Here is a 16,110-nt window from a genome sequence, read left to right as displayed (position 1 = left end):
CCGGCACGGCGGGTCCCGCACTTCCCCACGGTGTGCGGGGCCCGCCCACCTCAGCCCACCGACTAGGCTGCAACCGCCGCAGGACCGGCGGCGGTTGAGGCGAAAGGGCGGGACATGGGCGTGGCGATTCGGACGGCTGGGCAGGACGACCGCGAACTGGTCGTCCGCTTGTTGGACGAGGCCTTCCAGAGTGATCCGGTGAGCAGTTGGGTCTTCCCCGGCGCCGAGTACCGCCGCACGACCCACCACCGGCTCATGGCCGCGTTCACCGACGCCGTGCTGGCCGACGGCCGTATCGACATCACGGAGGACGGCTCGGCCTGCGCGCTGTGGCTGTCCGTGCCGGCGGAGGACGAGCACGCGGGCGCTCAGGAGCAGGGGCAGGAGCAGCAGGAAGCGCAGCAGCCGGCGGGGGAGCGGGGCGCGGACGAGTTCGCGCAGTTGCGGGAGGCCGTCGACCCGGACAACGAACGCGTCGAGCTGATCGGGCGGCTCACGGCGGGCATCCACCCGACGGGCCGCGCCCACGAGTACCTGTGGATGATCGGCGTGGCGCCGGACCGGCAGGGTGAAGGGCTCGGCAGCGCGCTCGTCGGGGCGGTCCTCGACCGCTGCGACCGCGAAGGGCTGCCCGCCTACCTGGAGGCGAGCAGCGCCCGCAGCCGGGTGCTGTACGAGCGGCTCGGCTTCGAGTTCACCGGCACCGCGCTGCAACTGCCGGACGGCCCCCTGATGTGGCCGATGTGGCGCGAACCCCGGTCGCGGCAGCCGCACCGGCCGCACTAACCGCGGACGCCGGGCCTTCGCCACCACCCTCATCCCTCCATGCCACCCTCACCCCTCCGCGCCAACGACCATCCCCTCCGTCCCCGCTGTCATTCCTCCGGTACCACCGTCGCCACGATCCGCTCCACCAGCCCGTCCGGCACGGTCACCCCCGGCAGTACGTCCTCCAGGACGCCCGGCAGGGTCAGGTGCTCCAGGATCAGGCCGAGCATGGAGACGTAGAGCAGGGCGACCGTCTCGTCGCCGCCGGGCAGACCGGCCTCCCGGTGGAAGCGCATGCCCTCCTCCAGGTCGCCGCGCAGCGACTTGGTGTAGGAGGCGCGCAGTTCGGGGCGCCGGGTGGCCTCCAGGCGCATCTCCAGCAGGGCGAGATAGCCGGTGCGGTCGCGGATCGCCCGGTCCATCAGGTCGTGCATGAGCGCGGCGACCAGTGAGCGGTCCCGGGGCGCCGCCATGCGCCGGGTGAGCGCCTCGGGGTCGGGCGCGAGCCGGACGTGCAGCCGGGCGTCGATCTGGCGGAGCAGGTCGTCCCGCCCGGTGAAGTAGTTGGAGGCGGTGCCCACGGGCACTCCGGCCTCGGCGTCCACCGCGCGGAACGTCAGCCCGCGCGCGCCCTCGCGTGCCAGCAGTTCGATGCCCGCGTCCACCAGTGCTCTGCGCCGCTCGGGATTACCGGCCATGCGGAATCTCCTCCACCATCTGGAATCTCCTCTCCCACTTGCCGTCCGTCCGCGAGAACCTCGCAAACTCACTTGCAACCACTACAGTCGAAGTACTACAACTGGAGTGGTTCACGGCTCGCAGCCTACGGAATGAGGCCGGTTTGCGAAAGCTCAGCTACTTCATCGCCTGCTCCGTCGACGGGTTCATCGGCGGCCCGGACGGCGACGCCGCGGCGATGTACCCCTACGTCGACGAGGAGTTCCTGCAGTTCCTCCTCGCGGAATACCCGGAGACCGTGCCCACCCAGGGCCGCCGGGCGCTCGGGGTCGACGACCTGCCCAACAAGCGGTTCGACACGCTCATCCAGGGCCGGGCCAGCTACGACCTCGCCCTCAAGGAAGGCATCACCAGCCCCTACGCCCACCTGCGCGAATACGTCGCCTCCCGGACGCTCGGCGCATCGCCCGACCCGAACGTGGAGATCATCGCGGACGACCTGGTGGGCAAGGTCCGCGAGCTCAAGGCGGAGGACGGCGCGCTCGACATCTACCTGTGCGGCGGCTCCGACGTCGCCGGGCAGCTGATCGACGAGATCGACGAACTCGTCATCAAGACCTACCCGATCGTCATGGGGACCGGCATGCCGATGTTCGGCTCCGGGTTCGAGATCACGCGGTTCGCGCTGGGGTCGACGCGCACCTTCGGCAACGGCGCCGTCGTCCGGACGTACAGCAGGCAACGCTGACGCGGGAAGGGGGCGGGCCCGCGGACAAACACCGCGTACGGCAGGGGGCGCGGGCGGCCCCCGCGGCCTACCCTGGGGGCATGGACAGCGAGAAGTACGCCTGTCCCGTCTGCGGACAGGCCGTCGAACAGGTCGTCCGGCGCCACAAGACGCTGGGCGCATGGGTCCCGCTCTGGGTCGCCGGGCCCTGCCAGAACCCCAAGTGCGAGGCGTACCCGGCCGAGGAGACCGAGCCCGCCGAGCACCGGGAGCGGCACGGCAGGCACGTCGTGAAGAGGTCCTGAACCCGGCTACCCGGCGTTCACGCGGCCGGCCGCTCAAGGAAACGGAGCATGTTCCCCGCCGGGTCGCGGAAGGCGCAGTCGCGCACGCCGTACGGCTGGTCCATCGGTTCCTGGATCACGTCGGCGCCCGCCTCGCGGACCCGGGCGAACAGGGCGTCGCAGTCCTCGGTGGTGAAGATGACGCCGCGCAGCATGCCCTTGGCCAGCAGCTCCGCCATCGCCTGGCGGTCGGCGGGGGAGGCGTCCGGGTTCGCCGCCGGGGGCTCCAGCACGATCTCCACGTCCGGCTGCAGGGGCGAGCCCACGGTCACCCAGCGCATGCCCTCGAAACCGACGTCGTTGCGGACCTCCAGGCCCAGCACGTCCCGGTAGAAGGCCAGCGCCTTGTCGTGGTCGTCGACGGCGATGAAGCACTGCGCGAGTTTCACATCGGTCTTGTCGGTCATGGCGGCACGCTACGCCCGTCTCGGCCGCGTGAACGTCCGCGCCACGCAAGGGGGAATCGCCGCGCCCACCTCGTGCGGGCGGGCCCGGTACGCGCTCGGCGTCTCCCCGACCAGCTGCGTGAAACGGGAGCTGAACGACCCCAGCGACGTACACCCCACCGCGACGCACACCTCGGTCACCGTCATGTCGCCCCGTCTGAGCAGGGCCTTGGCGCGCTCGACCCGGCGCGTCATCAGATAGCCGTACGGCGTCTCGCCGAACGCCGCGCGGAAGCTGCGCTGGAAGTGCCCCGGCGACATCAGCGCCGTACGCGCCAGCTCGGCGATGTCCAGCGGCTCCGCGTACTCACGGTCCATCCGGTCGCGTGCCCGCCGCAGCCGGACCAGGTCCTCCACACTCACCCCATCAGCATGGCACGACGCCCGCCCGGCGGTCAGGGCCTGTGGACGAACGCCGAAGGGGCCCGGCCGGAGGGTGATCCGGCCGGACCCCTTCGGGAAGCCCGGGGTCCGCGATGGTGCACCGATCGCCGACCGGACAACGGCCGACCGTGCGTCAGGCCTTCTTCGTCTCCCAGAAGATCTTGTCGATCTGGGCGATGTAGTCCAGCGCCTTCTGGCCCGTCGCCGGGTCGGTGGACCCCTTCGCGGCGGAGAGAGCCTTCAGCGTGTCGTTGACCAGCTGGTGCAGCTCGGGGTACTTCTCGAAGTGCGGCGGCTTGAAGTAGTCGCTCCACAGCACGGACACGTGGTGCTTCGCGAGCTCCGCGCGCTGCTCCTTGATGGTGGTGGCACGCGCCTGGAAGTGCGGGTCGTCGTTGCCGGCCATCTTCTCCTGGATGGCCTTGACCGACTCCGCCTCGATGCGGGCCTGGGCCGGGTCGTACACGCCGCAGGGCAGGTCGCAGTGCGCGCTGACCTTCACCTTGGGGGCGAACAGGCGGGAAAGCATGAAGCGTTTCCTTCCTCGTGATCGTCTTCTCACAGGGGACATTACTCCGTGGGGGAGGGGTTTTCGCGAGTGCCCCCTTGGGCTTAGGACAAAAGTCCAGGGTGAGACTGAGACTGGTGGAGGAAGAACCGGGGAGGTGCCGGGTGATGCCGGAGCTGTCGCAGGAGACCGAGCGGGCGAAGGGCCTGCTGCCGTGGGGACCCGCGGAGGTGACCGGTCCGTCGATGGTGCCGACGCTGCGCCACGGGGACCGGCTCCTGGTGCACTGGGGCGCGCGGATCGGTCCGGGTGACGTCGTCGTCCTGCGCCATCCCTTCCAGCAGGACCTGCTCGTCGTGAAGCGTGCCGTCGAGCGGCGCGAGGGCGGCTGGTGGGTGCTCGGCGACAACGCGTACGCGGGCGGCGACAGCACCGACTACGGGGTCGTCCCGGAGGAACTGGTTCTGGGCCGGGTGCGGTTGCGGTACCGGCCGCGCGGCTCCGGTCAGCGTTCGCCCTTCGCGCTGCTGCGCTGGGCGCTCTCGGCGGCCAGGCCCGTCTTCTCCGACCGGTCGGCCTCCAGGCGTTTGCGGGCGCGGTAGGCGGCCACGTTGGCGCGGGTCGCGCAGCGGTCCGAGCAGTAGCGCCGGGAGCGGTTGGTCGACGTGTCCAGGTAGGCGTTGCGGCACGGCGCCGCCTCGCACAGGCCGAGGCGGTCGACGCCGTACTCGGTGAGGTGGAAGGCGAGGCCCATCGCCGCGATGGCGGCGTAGCCGGCGGTCGCGTTGGACGGGTGGTCCGCCAGGTGCATGTGCCACAGCGGGCGGCCGTCGTCGTCGCGGAAGTCGTGCCCCGAGATCTGGGGGCTCACCGGGAACTCCAGCAGCAGCGAGTTGAGCAGGTCCACCGCGAGGGTCTCGTCGCCCTTGTCCGCCGCCTCGAAGACCGACCGCAGCCGGCCGCGGACCGAGCGGAACCGGGTCACGTCCGCGTCGGTGGCGCGGCGGGCCGCCGAGGCATTGCCGACGAACAGGTCACGCACGGCCTGGATCGAGGTCAGGGAGTCCTTGCCCCGCGCCGGTTCCTCGGTGTTGACGAGACGTACGGCGTAATCCGAGTAATAGGCCAGTTCCACTTGTAGTCCTTACGGTGGGGCTCTATGGTCGTGCCTGCGGTCGGGTAACAGACGATCGTGCTTACAGGGTATTACTTCGAGGGATTGCGTGACGGACGCGAGGAGGGGCTCGATGACGGACGCGGACACCACCACGACCGGCGCCGACTGGCACGCCTGGCAGCAGAGCTGGGACCGGCAGCAGGAGTGGTACATGCCCGACCGCGAGGAACGGTTCCGGGCCATGCTCGACATGGTGGAGGCCCTGGTGGGCCCCGCACCGCGCGTGCTCGACCTCGCGTGCGGCACGGGAAGTATCACGGCCCGGCTGCTCGCGCGGTTCCCGGACGCCACCAGCACCGGCGTCGACCTCGACCCGGCGCTCCTCGCCATCGCGGAGGGCACGTTCGCCGGCGACGACCGGGTCACCCTCGTCACCGCCGACCTGAAGGACCCCGACTGGCCCACCCGGCTGCCGCACGACGCGTACGACGCCGTCCTGACCGCCACGGCCCTGCACTGGCTGCACAGCGAACCCCTCGCGGCCCTCTACGGTCGGGTCGCGGAACTCGTCCGCGACGGCGGTGTCTTCATGAACGCGGACCACATGATCGACGAGTCGACCCCGCGGATCAACGCGGCCGAGCGCGCCCAGCGGCACGCCCGCATGGAACAGGCCAAGCGGGACGGCGCCCTCGACTGGGCCGAATGGTGGCAGCTCGCGGCCAAGGACCCGGTCCTCGCCGCGCCGACCGCCCGCCGCTACGAGATCTACGGCGAGCACGCCGACGGCGACATGCCCTCCCCGGCGTGGCACGCGCGCGTGCTGCGCGAGAAGGGCTTCACCGAGGTCAGGCCTGTCTGGTCCTCGCCGGCGGACACGCTGTTGCTCGCGCTGAAGTAGGCCGGGCGCGCGAAAGGGGCGGTACGGGATGCCCGTACCGCCCCTTTTCACGACTGCCGCCGGTGGGTCTCCGACCGCCGTCAGAGGACCTTCGACAGGAAGGACTGCGTCCGCTCGTGCTGCGGGTTCGTCAGCACGTCGCGCGGGTTGCCGGACTCGACCACCACGCCGCCGTCCATGAAGACCAGGCTGTCGCCCACCTCGCGGGCGAAGCCCATCTCGTGCGTGACGACCACCATCGTCATGCCGGACTCGGCCAGGTCGCGCATGACGTCCAGGACGTCACCGACCAGCTCCGGGTCGAGCGCCGAGGTCGGCTCGTCGAAGAGCATCAGCTTCGGGTCCATCGCCAGCGCACGGGCGATCGCCACGCGCTGCTGCTGGCCGCCGGACAGCTGCGAGGGGTAGTTCCCGGCCTTGTCGGCCAGGCCCACACGGTCCAGCAGCTCCCGGGCGCGCTCCTTGGCCTGCGCCTTGCTCACGCCCTTGACCTGCACCGGCGCCTCGATGACGTTCTCCAGCGCGGTCATGTGCGGGAACAGGTTGAAGCGCTGGAAGACCATGCCGATGTCGCGGCGCTTGCGGGCGACCTCGGTGTCCTTCAGCTCGTAGAGCTTGTCGCCCTTCTGGCGGTAGCCGACCAGTTCGCCGTCGACGTACAGCCGGCCGGCGTTGATCTTCTCCAGGTGGTTGATGCACCGCAGGAAGGTCGACTTGCCGGAGCCGGAGGGGCCGATGAGGCAGAACACCTCGCCGGTCCTCACCTCCAGGTCGATGCCCTTGAGGACCTCGACGGGGCCGAAGGACTTGTGGACGCCCTCGGCCTTCACCATGGGGGTGGCGGTGTCCTGCTGCGGGGCGGCGTCCGTCTTGCCGAGCTGCTCGCTCATGCCACGCCTCCCTTCGAACGGCTGGAAAGGGTCAGCATGTTCGCCTTGACCTTCTGCCACGGGGTCGCCGGCAGCTGGCGGCTGGAGCCTCGGGCGTAGTAGCGCTCCAGGTAGTACTGGCCGACGCTGAACACCGAGGTCAGCAGCAGGTACCAGGACGCCGCGAGGAACAGCATCTCGGCGGGGGCGCCGGAGGTCTGGCCGATGTCCTGGGCGACCCGGAACAGTTCGGAGTACTGCACGATCGACACCAGCGAGGTCGTCTTCAGCATGTTGATGACCTCGTTGCCCGTCGGCGGCACGATCACGCGCATCGCCTGCGGGATGACGATCCGGCGCAGCGTCTTGGAGTGGCTCATGCCGAGCGCGTGCGACGCCTCGGTCTGGCCCTCGTCGACGGAGAGCAGGCCGGCGCGGCAGATCTCCGCCATGTACGCCGCCTCATTGAGGCCGAGGCCCAGCAGCGCCGTCAGGAACGGGGTCATGAAGTCCGACCACTCGTCCTTGTAGAACGGCCCGAGGTTGATGTACTCGAAGACCAGGCCCAGGTTGAACCAGACCACCAGCTGCACCAGGACCGGGGTGCCGCGGAAGAACCAGATGTAGAACCACGCGATCGACGAGGTCACCGGGTTCTTCGACAGCCGCATGACGGCGAGCAGGATGCCGCCGACGATGCCGATCGTCATGGCGAGGACGGTCATCAGGAGCGTCTTGCCGACGCCGCCGAGGACCCGGTCGTCGAAGAAGTAGTCCGGGATCGTGCCCCAGTTGATCTTGCCCTGGGAGAACGCGTAGATGACTCCGGCCAGCAGGGCCAGAGTGACGACGGCGGAGACGTAGCGCCCGTAGTGCCGGACCGGGATGGCCTTGATGGCCTCCGCTCCGGCCGGGGGCGTGTCCGCCGGTCCCGTCGTCTTGTCGATGTCAGCAGTCACGGGTGTTGCCTTTCAGTGCCGCTCGCGCGGTCACTTGCCGCCGTTGATGGTGGCTTCCTTGACGGCGCCCGCCGTGACGCCCCACTTCTCCATGATCTTCTGGTACTCGCCGTTCTTGATGATGGCGTCCAGAGCGGCCTTGAGGGCGTCCCGCAGCTCGGTGTTGTCCTTGGCGACCGCGATGCCGTACGGAGCGGCCTCGACCTGCTCGCCGACCAGCTGGAAGTCCTTGCCGCCGCCGGAGGTCTTCACGGCGTACGCGGCGACCGGGAAGTCGGACGAACCGGCGTCGGCGCCGCCGCCGCGCAGGCGGGTCTGGGCCTGCTGGTCGTTGTCGAACGACTCGATGGCGATCTTCTTGCCGGCCGGGCACTTCTTCGACTCGGACTTGGCGAGGTCCTCGGAGACCGTGCCGCGCTGGAGCACGATCTTCTTGCCGCACAGGTCGGACCAGGTCTTGATGCCCTGGTCGTCGCCCTTCTTGGTGTAGATCGAGACACCCGCGGTGAAGTAGTCGACGAAGTCGACGCCCTCACCGACCTTCTTGCCGGTGTCGGAGTCGATGCCCTCCTGGCGGTCCTTGGTGTCGGTCATCGCGGACATGGCGATGTCGTACCGCTTGGAGCGCAGGCCGGTGATCAGGGTGTCGAAGGTGCCGTTCTCGAACTCGAACGTGACGCCGAGCTGCTTGCCCATGGCCGCGGCCAGGTCCGGGTCGATGCCGACCGTCTTGCCGGAGCCGTCCTTGAACTCGACCGGGGCGTAGGCGATGTCGGAACCGACCTTGACGACGCCCTTGTCCCGGATCGACTGCGGAAGCTTGTCGGCCAGCGGGGCCGCGGTCGTCTTCGCGGTCTCGTCGCCCGAGCCGTTGCTCTTGGTCTGGTCACCGCATCCGGTGAGCAGCAGGGTGCCTGCGACCGCGATCGCACCTACCGCTGCTAGCCGGGAGTGCGCGGCGGTCGTACGACGGGTGGAGCTTGCGGCCATGGTGGGTTCCTCCGGCGGATGGGTGGAGTTGCCGATGGGGGCGGACGACCGTCGATGGGCTCGGCGGTCGCCGTGGTCGACGCGTGTCGACAGGAGCACGACGAGGGGTCGACGTGCTGCCGACCTGGACACACACCTTCGAGTGTCGCGACCTCGTGTGATTACGGCATCTTGCCATTCGGACTGCGCCATTCAGGGGGCCCGCCATGTCAAAATCGGATAACGGGTGACCCCCGAACCCCACCAGGTCGGTACATCCCGACCGAACCTTTACGGGAATCTGCCCTTCCGGCCGGAAGATCTGCGGCGTATCTCAGGATTTGGACGATGGTTGCCCGGTGGAGTCGGCGGCTCGAGCGCTTGTCAAGCGCCGGTGACTAGCTTGTCCGATGTGCGCCTATGAGGCATGTCACGAACATCCGTGCAGGTGGCGTCCCCCGTTCGGCGGACACGACTCCGGCACGAGTTCGTCATGTGACCTTGGACCGAATGGACTCGTCGGCGGCCGTGTCCGTCCGGTAAGAAGGTTCTTTACACCCCTCATCCGGGGCTCAGGGCGCGTGTGCGGCGCGCCCGTCGCGCTTGGCTCGTACGCACCAACGGTCAGGGCCTCGCGCGGTGCCCGCCCGTCCCTCACCAGGGACGGCATCAAACCCTCAAACCATGAACACTTAAGGGGTAAAACGAAGTGGCAGCGGAGATCGTCAATCCTCGCAGCGACAGCGACGTCAGTACCGAGCAGGACGGCGGGGCCGAGCCCCTCGATTCCTTCGACCCGGCGTTCGCTCTGCACCGCGGCGGCAAGATGGCCGTGCAGGCCACCGTGCCGGTCCGTGACAAGGACGACCTGTCCCTGGCCTACACGCCCGGCGTCGCGAAGGTGTGCAGCGCGATCGCCGACCAGCCCGACCTCGTCCACGACTACACGTGGAAGTCGTCGGTCGTGGCGGTGGTGACGGACGGTACGGCCGTCCTCGGGCTCGGGGACATCGGGCCCGAGGCCTCCCTTCCGGTGATGGAGGGGAAGGCGATTCTTTTCAAGCAGTTCGGCGGTGTCGACGCGGTGCCGATCGCGTTGAACTGCACGGACGTGGACGAGATCGTCGAGACGGTGGTGCGGCTCGCGCCCTCGTTCGGCGGCGTCAACCTCGAGGACATCTCCGCGCCGCGGTGCTTCGAGATCGAGCGCAGGCTCCAGGAGCAGCTGGACATCCCGGTCTTCCACGACGACCAGCACGGCACGGCCGTCGTCACGCTGGCCGCCCTGCGCAACGCGGCGCGGCTGAGCGGGCGGGCGCTCGGTGAGCTGCGCGCGGTGATCTCCGGGGCCGGCGCGGCCGGTGTCGCCATCGCCAAGATGCTGGTCGAGGCCGGGATCGGGGACGTCGCGGTCACCGACCGCAAGGGTGTCGTCTCCCGGGACCGGGACGACCTGACGGCCGTGAAGCGGGAGCTCGCCGAGTTCACGAACAAGGCCGGGCTGACCGGGTCGCTGGAGTCGGCCCTGGCCGGCGCGGACGTCTTCATCGGCGTCTCCGGCGGTACGGTGCCGGAGCCGGCGGTGGCGTCCATGGCCGAGGGCGCGTTCGTGTTCGCCATGGCCAACCCGAACCCCGAGGTGCACCCGGACGTCGCGCACAAGTACGCGGCGGTCGTGGCCACCGGGCGGTCGGACTTCCCGAACCAGATCAACAACGTGCTGGCGTTCCCGGGCATCTTCGCGGGCGCGCTCCAGGTGCGGGCGTCCCGGATCACGGAGGGCATGAAGCTGGCCGCCGCTGAGGCGCTGGCCGCTGTCGTCGGTGACGATCTCGCCGCGGACTACGTGATTCCGTCGCCGTTCGACGACCGGGTCGCCCCGGCCGTCACCGCCGCGGTCGCCGCCGCGGCGCGGGCGGAGGGTGTCGCCCGCCGCTGAGGTGACGCTGCCGGCCGTCGGCCGGGTGAATGGCCCTGTCCGGGTTCGGGCGGGGCCATTTCGCTGCCCCGGGTTTGCGCCGTTCGGGTGGGTCGTGGTGGCGGGCGCCGGATGGGGTGGGGCGGGGTGGGGGTTGGCAAGAGGGCGTGTGTCACACGGGGCCGTGGTTCCTTCGGTGCGGCGCGGAATCTATGGTCGGGGCATGTTCGCTGTCTACGCCGCCCGAATCGACCGCGACCAGCCGCTCTCCGGCCTGGAGTTGGGGGAGCGCCCCGCCCCGGAGGCCAGGGACGGCTGGAGTGTCGTCAATGTCAGGGCCGCCTCCCTCAATCACCACGACCTCTGGTCCCTGCGCGGCGTCGGCCTTCCCGAGGACCGGCTGCCGATGATCCTCGGCTGTGACGCCGCCGGCGTCGACGAGGACGGCAACGAGGTCGTCCTGCACTCCGTGATCGGGCAGACCGGTCACGGCGTCGGCCCCAGGGAGCCTCGCTCGATCCTCACGGAGCGCTACCAGGGCACCTTCGCCGAGCAGGTCGCCGTGCCGACGTGGAACGTGCTGCCCAAGCCGAAGGAACTGTCCTTCGAGGAGGCCGCCTGTCTGCCGACGGCCTGGCTGACCGCGTACCGGATGCTCTTCACCAACGCCGGCGTGCGGCCCGGTGACTCCGTGCTCGTGCAGGGCGCGGGCGGTGGTGTCGCCACGGCCGCGATCGTGCTCGGCAGGGCGGCGGGCCTGCGGGTGTACGCCACCAGCCGGGACGAGGCCAAGCGGAAGCGTGCCGAGGAACTCGGCGCCGTGGCCGCGGTGGAGCCGGGGGCCCGGCTGCCGGAGCGGGTCGACGCGGTCATCGAGACGGTGGGCGCCGCCACCTGGTCCCACTCCGTGAAGTCGCTGCGCCCCGGCGGCACCCTCGTCATCTCCGGCGCGACCAGCGGCGACCGGCCCTCGCACGCGGAGCTGACGCGGATCTTCTTCCTCGAACTCAAGGTCGTCGGCTCCACCATGGGGACCAAGGACGAGCTGGAGGACCTGCTGGCCTTCTGCGCCGCCACCGGTGTCCGGCCCGTGATCGACGAGGTGCTGCCCATGGACCGGGCCCGGGAGGGCTTCGAGCGCATGGAGGCGGGCGGGCAGTTCGGGAAGATCGTGCTCACCAACTCCTGAGGATCGACGCGTCCTGGCGGCCGGCCCGGTTTCGGGCCGGCCGCCTTTTTGTCAACTGTGGTTGACGGCGAACATGGTGTCAACGTAGGTTGACGTCATGAGTGAAGCCACTGATCTTGCCGAGCGGGCCGGTGATCGTGACCCCCGGGTGGGGCTGCGGGCCGTCGCCGCGCTGCGGAGGCTGTTGGAGCAGTTGGAGGCCGTCCAAGTGCGCAACGCGCGCAACCAGGGCTGGTCGTGGCAGGAGATCGCCGCCGAACTCGGCGTCAGCAGGCAGGCCGTGCACAAGAAGTACGGGAGGCATTGATGTTCGAACGGTTCACGAAGGACGCCCGCGCCGTCGTCAAGGGAGCGGGCGAGCATGCCGACGCCGCCGACGCCGGTTGCGTCGGTGCGGAGCACATGCTGCTCGCCCTGCTGGACCGGGAGGGCAGTCGCGCCTCCTTCGCCCTTGCCGCGCTCGGGCTCGCCGAACGCCGGGACTCCGTACGGCGGGCGCTGGCCGAGGCCCGGCGGCGGGCCGGTCTGTCCCAGGCCGAGTCCGAGGCCCTCGCGGGGCTGGGGATCGACGTCGCGGAGATCGTCGCCCGCGTGGAGGAGGTGCACGGGGTCGGTGCCATGACCGGTGACCGGAAGGACAAGGGGTGGTGGTCGGGGCGGCGCACCTTCGGGCGCGACGCCAAGGACATCCTGGAGAAGTCCCTGCGCATCGCCCTCGCGCGCCGTGACCGGCACATCGGGGACGAGCACATCCTGCTGGCGCTGACCGCCCGCCCCGGTGTCCCCGCGGAGGTTCTCGCCGACCACGGGGTGACCCACGAGTCGGTGACGCGGGTGCTCCACGGGACGGGGGAGGCCAAGGCGGGGTAGGGCCGGCGGGCCGGCCGTCACCCCGCCGTCGGAACCGGTCGGCCCGGGGTCAGGACTTCGGCGTGCGCAGCATCGCGCTTATGTGGGCCGCCGCCGTCGACAAGTGGCGCCTGGCGTCACGGAGCTGGTCGTCCGTCACGCCGTGGTCGCGGGCCGCGTCGCGGATGTCGTCCCGGAAGCGGTCGAGCAGGCGGTCGAGGTCGCGTGCCGGGTCGCCGGTGGGCGCCTCGTGGGCCCAGGCCGGCTCGTAGCCCGCCGGGAAGTCCTCCGGGGTGTCGGAGTACTCCGGCTGCCGGCGTGGACGTCCGGCGCCGCCCGTCGGCCGGCCGGTGGTGAAGTCGCGGCCGAGGTCCTTGCCGAGGTCCCTGCCGAACTCGCCGAACTCCTTGACCAGTTCCGACAGGCCCTCGCGCACTCCGGTCGGCCAGTCGCCCCGGGCGAAGTGGTCCTGGACCTGTTCCTGCACGCGGCGGGCGATGCGCTGCATCTCCTCCTGCGTCTCCTTGGCCTGGCGCTGCGCCCGCTGGGCCTCCTCGCGGGCCCGGCGGCTCTCGTCCTTGGCGCGCCTGGCCTGCTCCTTCCACTCCTGCTTGACGCGGCGCATGTCCTCCTTGGCGGCGCGCCAGGCCTCCGGGTCGCCGAGGCCGGGGAAGTCCGCCGCGGAGGTGCCCTTGCCGCCGGGCCCGGCCGAGCCGTTCCGTGCCTGGGTGGCCGCTGCCCGCATCTCGCGGCGCAGGTCGCCGGCGGCACCGCGCACGTCCGCCCGTATTTCGGCGGCGAGTTCGGCCACGGACTCCCGGATCTCCAGTTCCAGGTCGGCCAGTTCGCCGCTGCGGTCGGCCAGTTCGGCCCGGCCGGCGTCCGTGATCGAGTAGACCTTGCGGCCGCCCTCGGTGGTGTGGGTGACCAGGCCCTCGGCCTCCAGCTTGGCCAGGCGCGGGTAGACGGTGCCGGCCGAGGGCGCGTACAACCCCTGGAAGCGCTCCTCCAGGAGGCGGATCACCTCGTAGCCGTGGCGCGGGGCCTCGTCGAGCAGCTTCAGCAGGTAGAGACGGAGGCGTCCGTGGGCGAAGACGGGAGGCATGTCAGAGCACCTTCTTGTCGGTCGTGCCGTCGGCCGGGGCGTCGGTGGCGCCGGTGCCGGAAGCGGAATTGTCCTCCGGGCCGGGCCGCGGCTCGCCCGCGGGGGCGGTTGCCGGGCCCGGATCCGCGTCCCACGGGTCGTCCTCCCCGGGTGGCCTGCGCAGCAGGGCGATGGAACCGGAGACGGTGGTGGCGCGCAGCTTGCCGTTGCCCCCGCCGAGCCGGCCGGTGACCTTGTGCGCGCCCCATTGGGCCTCGGTCCGGAGGCCGTCGAAGGCGTGTGAGATGGTCCCGCTCGCGGAGTTGGCCTCGACCTCGGTGTCCGCCGGGTGCGGGAGTCGGATGGCGATCTCGCCCGAGACGCTGGTCAGGCCGACGTCGGTCGGGCCGTCCGGGTCGAGGTCGACGATCATGGAGCCGCTGATCGAGTCCGCCCGCACGGAGCGGCCCGAACCCTCGACGACGGTGAGGTCGCCGGAGACGGAGTGGAAGGTCAGGTCGCCCGTGACCGCCTGGGCCTCCAGGTTCCCGGAGACCGTGTCCGCGCGCACCGGGCCGGACAGCCCGACGAGTGTCGTGTCGCCGGTGACGCCCTTGACGACCGTCCGGCCCCGGACGCCGGAGACGACGGCGGCGGCGCCGACCACGCCGACCTCCACGCGCGTGTCGGCGGGTACGGCCAGGGAGATCACGGCGCTGCGCCGCCAGCCCTTGCGGTCCAGCCACTTGAGGAAGCCCTTCCAGGGCAGGTCCTCGTACGCCACGGTCAGCGTGCCGCCCCGCTGGGTCACGACCAGGGGCGGGCCCTCGATCTCGGTGACCTCCAGGCGGGCGGAACCTTCGTCCGTCCCCACGACGTTCACCGTTCCGTTGACGACGCGTACCTGGAGCTCCCTCACGGGGTCGTCGAAGGTGAGCTTTTCGGGCTCCGTGACGGACCACTCGGACATGGTGCAGACCTCCTGGGTCGAACCGGACCGCACGGGCGGCCGGAGAGAACTCGACACGCCATATCGCGTCCTGTGTCATTCACGATATATCGCGGTGAGGGAAAGTCAAGGCACCCGTTCTGGTGACGGAGCCCGCCGTGGTCGCCGGGGGCAGGGGTGCTGCGGCGCGTGCGGCGCGTGCGGCGTCGAGGGTATGAAACGGGCGAGAGCGGGACGAAATGACCTAGCGTGTGGTCATGTCGACGGACGCGTTCCAGGCCGGCCGAGCCGGCGGCCCCACGTCAGGTGCCCCGCTGCTGTGCCGGGCCGAACCCCGCACCGTGGCGCCGGTCGCCCTCCTGCTGCGTGAGCGGATGCAGCTCACCGGAGCCGGCGACCAGTGGAGCGTCCTCGTGCCGGAGGGCAGGCCCTGGCTCACGGGTGGCGAACCCGTCGACCGCGTGGTGGCCGGCTGGGTCACCGCTCTCGCCGTCGGCGCGTCCTGGCCCGCCCTCGCCCTGTGGTGGGACGCCGACCGGGCCGGCTACACCCTGGCCGCAGGTTTCCGCCGCCCCGTCGGCTACGTCTGGCTCACCAACGGCACTCCGGCCGGCGAGGAGGAGGCGATGCACACGTTCGCCGCCCGCCTCGGGCTCGACCCCGTCCTGGACGTGCAGTCCCTCGACCGGCTGACGAAACCGGACCCCGCGTCCGACGCGCGCGCCCGCATGCGGGGCCTGCTCGCCGTCCTCACGCGCGCGGGCGTCGAACTGCCCGCCGGCCTCACCCCCGGCGAACCCGCCGACCGCCTTCACGAGGCCGCCCGCGCCACGCCGGACGCCCGGCCCGTCGAACCGGCCGGACCGCGCGACACCGCGCGCGAACTCGGCACCGGCCGGCTGCGCACCTGGCTGCCGCCCGCCGGCGGACCGCCCGCCCGCGCGCTGGCTCTCGCCCAGGTCGCCGCGGGCGTCCCGCTCACCGCCTGGGGCCTGCGGCGGCGCAGCGGCGGCTGGACCGCGGCCGGCGCGCTGCTGCTGGCCCACGGCGCGCTCGGCCTCGCGTACGAGCCGCCCTGGCCGCACGGGTGAGAGGCGGGCGGTCGCCGCGTCGTGCCGCGCGGTGAAGGGCGGACGCGGTCCCCGCATTGACCGGGGACGTCCAACTCGTCCTACTCGTCGTCCTCGTCGTCCAGGCGCGCCAGCCACGTGGCCAGCCGCTCCACCGGAACCTCGAAGTCCGGGTTCAGGTCGACGAAGGTCCGCAGCTGCTCGGCGAGCCACTCGAAGGTGATCTCTTCCTCGCCGCGCCGCTTCTCCAGCTCCTCGATGCCGCGGTCGGTGAAGTACATGGATCGTGCTCCGTGGGGTCGGCGCAGGGGTAGGGAGCGTCCCGGGCGGGAAGGACCCTGTTTCCTGCGGGAAGAAGAGATGGGGTCTTTCGTCGTCTTT

21 protein-coding genes are annotated in these 16,110 nt (G+C 70.9%); 10 read left to right on the top strand and 11 right to left on the bottom strand.

The features are described 5' to 3' along the window. The first annotated feature begins 114 nt into the window (after positions 1 to 114). Complete coding sequence (locus tag ACZ7D7_RS01040; RefSeq protein WP_470821341.1) at positions 115 to 786, top strand: GNAT family N-acetyltransferase; 672 nt, start codon at positions 115 to 117, stop codon at positions 784 to 786. 89 nt (positions 787 to 875) lie between these two features. On the opposite strand, the gene ACZ7D7_RS01035 is transcribed toward ACZ7D7_RS01040, so the two are convergent. Continuing rightward, complete coding sequence (locus ACZ7D7_RS01035; RefSeq protein WP_470821339.1) at positions 876 to 1,466, bottom strand: TetR/AcrR family transcriptional regulator; 591 nt, start codon at positions 1,464 to 1,466, stop codon at positions 876 to 878. 143 nt (positions 1,467 to 1,609) lie between these two features. Here ACZ7D7_RS01035 and ACZ7D7_RS01030 point away from each other — a divergent pair, with 143 nt between their 5' ends. Both ACZ7D7_RS01030 and ACZ7D7_RS01025 read left to right on the top strand, forming a co-directional pair. Continuing rightward, complete coding sequence (locus tag ACZ7D7_RS01030) at positions 1,610 to 2,194, top strand: dihydrofolate reductase family protein (RefSeq protein WP_470821337.1); 585 nt, start codon at positions 1,610 to 1,612, stop codon at positions 2,192 to 2,194. 80 nt (positions 2,195 to 2,274) lie between these two features. After that, positions 2,275 to 2,478, top strand: a complete 204-nt coding sequence (locus tag ACZ7D7_RS01025; protein ID WP_470821335.1) for a hypothetical protein — start codon at positions 2,275 to 2,277, stop codon at positions 2,476 to 2,478. Positions 2,479 to 2,495: 17 nt separating this feature from the next. Here the strand turns inward: ACZ7D7_RS01025 and ACZ7D7_RS01020 are convergent, their stop codons facing one another. The 3 genes from ACZ7D7_RS01020 to sodN form a co-directional block, all read right to left on the bottom strand. Then, positions 2,496 to 2,924: a VOC family protein gene (locus tag ACZ7D7_RS01020; protein ID WP_470821333.1), complete on the bottom strand. Its 429-nt coding sequence runs from the start codon at positions 2,922 to 2,924 to the stop codon at positions 2,496 to 2,498. 9 nt (positions 2,925 to 2,933) lie between these two features. After that, positions 2,934 to 3,326 (bottom strand): helix-turn-helix domain-containing protein, encoded by a 393-nt coding sequence (locus ACZ7D7_RS01015; RefSeq protein ID WP_470821331.1) that lies wholly within the window; start codon positions 3,324 to 3,326, stop codon positions 2,934 to 2,936. Positions 3,327 to 3,480: 154 nt separating this feature from the next. Beyond that, the gene (gene sodN, locus ACZ7D7_RS01010) at positions 3,481 to 3,876 is read right to left on the bottom strand and encodes a superoxide dismutase, Ni (RefSeq protein WP_010040396.1); all 396 of its coding nucleotides are present in this window, start codon (positions 3,874 to 3,876) and stop codon (positions 3,481 to 3,483) included. 146 nt (positions 3,877 to 4,022) lie between these two features. Between sodN and sodX the strand changes: the two genes are divergently transcribed. After that, positions 4,023 to 4,457 carry a nickel-type superoxide dismutase maturation protease gene (gene sodX, locus ACZ7D7_RS01005; protein WP_470821329.1) on the top strand — a complete coding sequence of 145 codons (435 nt, stop codon included), beginning with the start codon at positions 4,023 to 4,025 and terminating at the stop codon, positions 4,455 to 4,457. On the opposite strand, the gene ACZ7D7_RS01000 is transcribed toward sodX, so the two are convergent. After that, positions 4,361 to 4,990 carry a CGNR zinc finger domain-containing protein gene (locus ACZ7D7_RS01000; protein ID WP_470821328.1) on the bottom strand — a complete coding sequence of 210 codons (630 nt, stop codon included), beginning with the start codon at positions 4,988 to 4,990 and terminating at the stop codon, positions 4,361 to 4,363. The genes sodX and ACZ7D7_RS01000 overlap by 97 nt on opposite strands. Positions 4,991 to 5,102: 112 nt before the next feature. Here ACZ7D7_RS01000 and ACZ7D7_RS00995 point away from each other — a divergent pair, with 112 nt between their 5' ends. Next, positions 5,103 to 5,873 carry a class I SAM-dependent methyltransferase gene (locus ACZ7D7_RS00995; protein WP_470821326.1) on the top strand — a complete coding sequence of 257 codons (771 nt, stop codon included), beginning with the start codon at positions 5,103 to 5,105 and terminating at the stop codon, positions 5,871 to 5,873. Between the two features lie 80 nt (positions 5,874 to 5,953). Here the strand turns inward: ACZ7D7_RS00995 and ACZ7D7_RS00990 are convergent, their stop codons facing one another. From ACZ7D7_RS00990 to ACZ7D7_RS00980, 3 genes are read right to left on the bottom strand one after another with little or no spacing between them, the layout of a single operon-like run. Next, positions 5,954 to 6,763: an amino acid ABC transporter ATP-binding protein gene (locus ACZ7D7_RS00990; protein WP_470821325.1), complete on the bottom strand. Its 810-nt coding sequence runs from the start codon at positions 6,761 to 6,763 to the stop codon at positions 5,954 to 5,956. Then, positions 6,760 to 7,701 (bottom strand): amino acid ABC transporter permease, encoded by a 942-nt coding sequence (locus ACZ7D7_RS00985; protein WP_470821324.1) that lies wholly within the window; start codon positions 7,699 to 7,701, stop codon positions 6,760 to 6,762. Before ACZ7D7_RS00985 ends, ACZ7D7_RS00990 begins: the two co-directional genes overlap by 4 nt. Before the next feature lie 30 nt (positions 7,702 to 7,731). Beyond that, positions 7,732 to 8,691 (bottom strand): ABC transporter substrate-binding protein, encoded by a 960-nt coding sequence (locus ACZ7D7_RS00980; RefSeq protein ID WP_470821323.1) that lies wholly within the window; start codon positions 8,689 to 8,691, stop codon positions 7,732 to 7,734. Positions 8,692 to 9,379: 688 nt separating this feature from the next. Between ACZ7D7_RS00980 and ACZ7D7_RS00975 the strand changes: the two genes are divergently transcribed. The 4 genes from ACZ7D7_RS00975 to ACZ7D7_RS00960 all read left to right on the top strand — a co-directional run bounded on the left by ACZ7D7_RS00975 (position 9,380) and on the right by ACZ7D7_RS00960 (position 12,647). After that, positions 9,380 to 10,609 carry an NAD(P)-dependent malic enzyme gene (locus ACZ7D7_RS00975; protein ID WP_470821322.1) on the top strand — a complete coding sequence of 410 codons (1,230 nt, stop codon included), beginning with the start codon at positions 9,380 to 9,382 and terminating at the stop codon, positions 10,607 to 10,609. A 202-nt stretch (positions 10,610 to 10,811) separates the two neighbouring features. Beyond that, positions 10,812 to 11,777, top strand: a complete 966-nt coding sequence (locus tag ACZ7D7_RS00970; protein ID WP_470821321.1) for a zinc-binding dehydrogenase — start codon at positions 10,812 to 10,814, stop codon at positions 11,775 to 11,777. A gap of 97 nt (positions 11,778 to 11,874) precedes the next feature. Beyond that, entirely contained in the window at positions 11,875 to 12,084 is a 210-nt protein-coding gene (locus ACZ7D7_RS00965) for an HTH domain-containing protein (protein WP_250075886.1), read from the top strand. Next, positions 12,084 to 12,647 carry a Clp protease N-terminal domain-containing protein gene (locus ACZ7D7_RS00960; RefSeq protein ID WP_470821320.1) on the top strand — a complete coding sequence of 188 codons (564 nt, stop codon included), beginning with the start codon at positions 12,084 to 12,086 and terminating at the stop codon, positions 12,645 to 12,647. The genes ACZ7D7_RS00965 and ACZ7D7_RS00960 overlap by 1 nt, the downstream gene beginning before the upstream one ends. Positions 12,648 to 12,696: 49 nt before the next feature. On the opposite strand, the gene ACZ7D7_RS00955 is transcribed toward ACZ7D7_RS00960, so the two are convergent. Both ACZ7D7_RS00955 and ACZ7D7_RS00950 read right to left on the bottom strand, forming a co-directional pair. Then, positions 12,697 to 13,731, bottom strand: a complete 1,035-nt coding sequence (locus ACZ7D7_RS00955; protein ID WP_470821319.1) for a PadR family transcriptional regulator — start codon at positions 13,729 to 13,731, stop codon at positions 12,697 to 12,699. A gap of 1 nt (position 13,732) precedes the next feature. Continuing rightward, on the bottom strand, positions 13,733 to 14,680 hold the full coding sequence (locus tag ACZ7D7_RS00950; protein WP_470821318.1) for a DUF4097 family beta strand repeat-containing protein: 948 nt from the start codon (positions 14,678 to 14,680) through the stop codon (positions 13,733 to 13,735). 236 nt (positions 14,681 to 14,916) lie between these two features. On the opposite strand from ACZ7D7_RS00950, the gene ACZ7D7_RS00945 reads away from it, so the two are divergent. Then, positions 14,917 to 15,750 carry a hypothetical protein gene (locus tag ACZ7D7_RS00945; RefSeq protein WP_470821317.1) on the top strand — a complete coding sequence of 278 codons (834 nt, stop codon included), beginning with the start codon at positions 14,917 to 14,919 and terminating at the stop codon, positions 15,748 to 15,750. Positions 15,751 to 15,830: 80 nt separating this feature from the next. On the opposite strand, the gene ACZ7D7_RS00940 is transcribed toward ACZ7D7_RS00945, so the two are convergent. Beyond that, the gene (locus tag ACZ7D7_RS00940) at positions 15,831 to 16,010 is read right to left on the bottom strand and encodes a DUF6104 family protein (protein ID WP_028420339.1); all 180 of its coding nucleotides are present in this window, start codon (positions 16,008 to 16,010) and stop codon (positions 15,831 to 15,833) included. Positions 16,011 to 16,110: the final 100 nt, after the last annotated feature.

The organism is Streptomyces sp. NPDC037054 (assembly GCF_055606745.1).
Note: the sequence above shows the minus strand (reverse complement) of the source record. Positions and strands in the feature narration are given on the sequence as shown.

Bases quoted from the DNA above. Each gene is read 5' to 3' on its own strand.
- ACZ7D7_RS00970 (WP_470821321.1), top strand. From the start codon at position 10,812: ATGTTCGCTGTCTACGCCGCCCGAATCGACCGCGACCAGCCGCTCTCC.
- ACZ7D7_RS01020 (WP_470821333.1), bottom strand. From the start codon at position 2,924: ATGACCGACAAGACCGATGTGAAACTCGCGCAGTGCTTCATCGCCGTC.
- ACZ7D7_RS00955 (WP_470821319.1), bottom strand. From the start codon at position 13,731: ATGCCTCCCGTCTTCGCCCACGGACGCCTCCGTCTCTACCTGCTGAAG.
- ACZ7D7_RS00960 (WP_470821320.1), top strand. From the start codon at position 12,084: ATGTTCGAACGGTTCACGAAGGACGCCCGCGCCGTCGTCAAGGGAGCG.
- ACZ7D7_RS00990 (WP_470821325.1), bottom strand. From the start codon at position 6,763: ATGAGCGAGCAGCTCGGCAAGACGGACGCCGCCCCGCAGCAGGACACC.
- ACZ7D7_RS01040 (WP_470821341.1), top strand. From the start codon at position 115: ATGGGCGTGGCGATTCGGACGGCTGGGCAGGACGACCGCGAACTGGTC.
- ACZ7D7_RS00940 (WP_028420339.1), bottom strand. From the start codon at position 16,010: ATGTACTTCACCGACCGCGGCATCGAGGAGCTGGAGAAGCGGCGCGGC.
- sodN (WP_010040396.1), bottom strand. From the start codon at position 3,876: ATGCTTTCCCGCCTGTTCGCCCCCAAGGTGAAGGTCAGCGCGCACTGC.
- ACZ7D7_RS01035 (WP_470821339.1), bottom strand. From the start codon at position 1,466: ATGGCCGGTAATCCCGAGCGGCGCAGAGCACTGGTGGACGCGGGCATC.
- ACZ7D7_RS00950 (WP_470821318.1), bottom strand. From the start codon at position 14,680: ATGTCCGAGTGGTCCGTCACGGAGCCCGAAAAGCTCACCTTCGACGAC.
- ACZ7D7_RS00995 (WP_470821326.1), top strand. From the start codon at position 5,103: ATGACGGACGCGGACACCACCACGACCGGCGCCGACTGGCACGCCTGG.
- ACZ7D7_RS00965 (WP_250075886.1), top strand. From the start codon at position 11,875: ATGAGTGAAGCCACTGATCTTGCCGAGCGGGCCGGTGATCGTGACCCC.
- ACZ7D7_RS01025 (WP_470821335.1), top strand. From the start codon at position 2,275: ATGGACAGCGAGAAGTACGCCTGTCCCGTCTGCGGACAGGCCGTCGAA.
- ACZ7D7_RS00980 (WP_470821323.1), bottom strand. From the start codon at position 8,691: ATGGCCGCAAGCTCCACCCGTCGTACGACCGCCGCGCACTCCCGGCTA.
- sodX (WP_470821329.1), top strand. From the start codon at position 4,023: ATGCCGGAGCTGTCGCAGGAGACCGAGCGGGCGAAGGGCCTGCTGCCG.
- ACZ7D7_RS00945 (WP_470821317.1), top strand. From the start codon at position 14,917: ATGTCGACGGACGCGTTCCAGGCCGGCCGAGCCGGCGGCCCCACGTCA.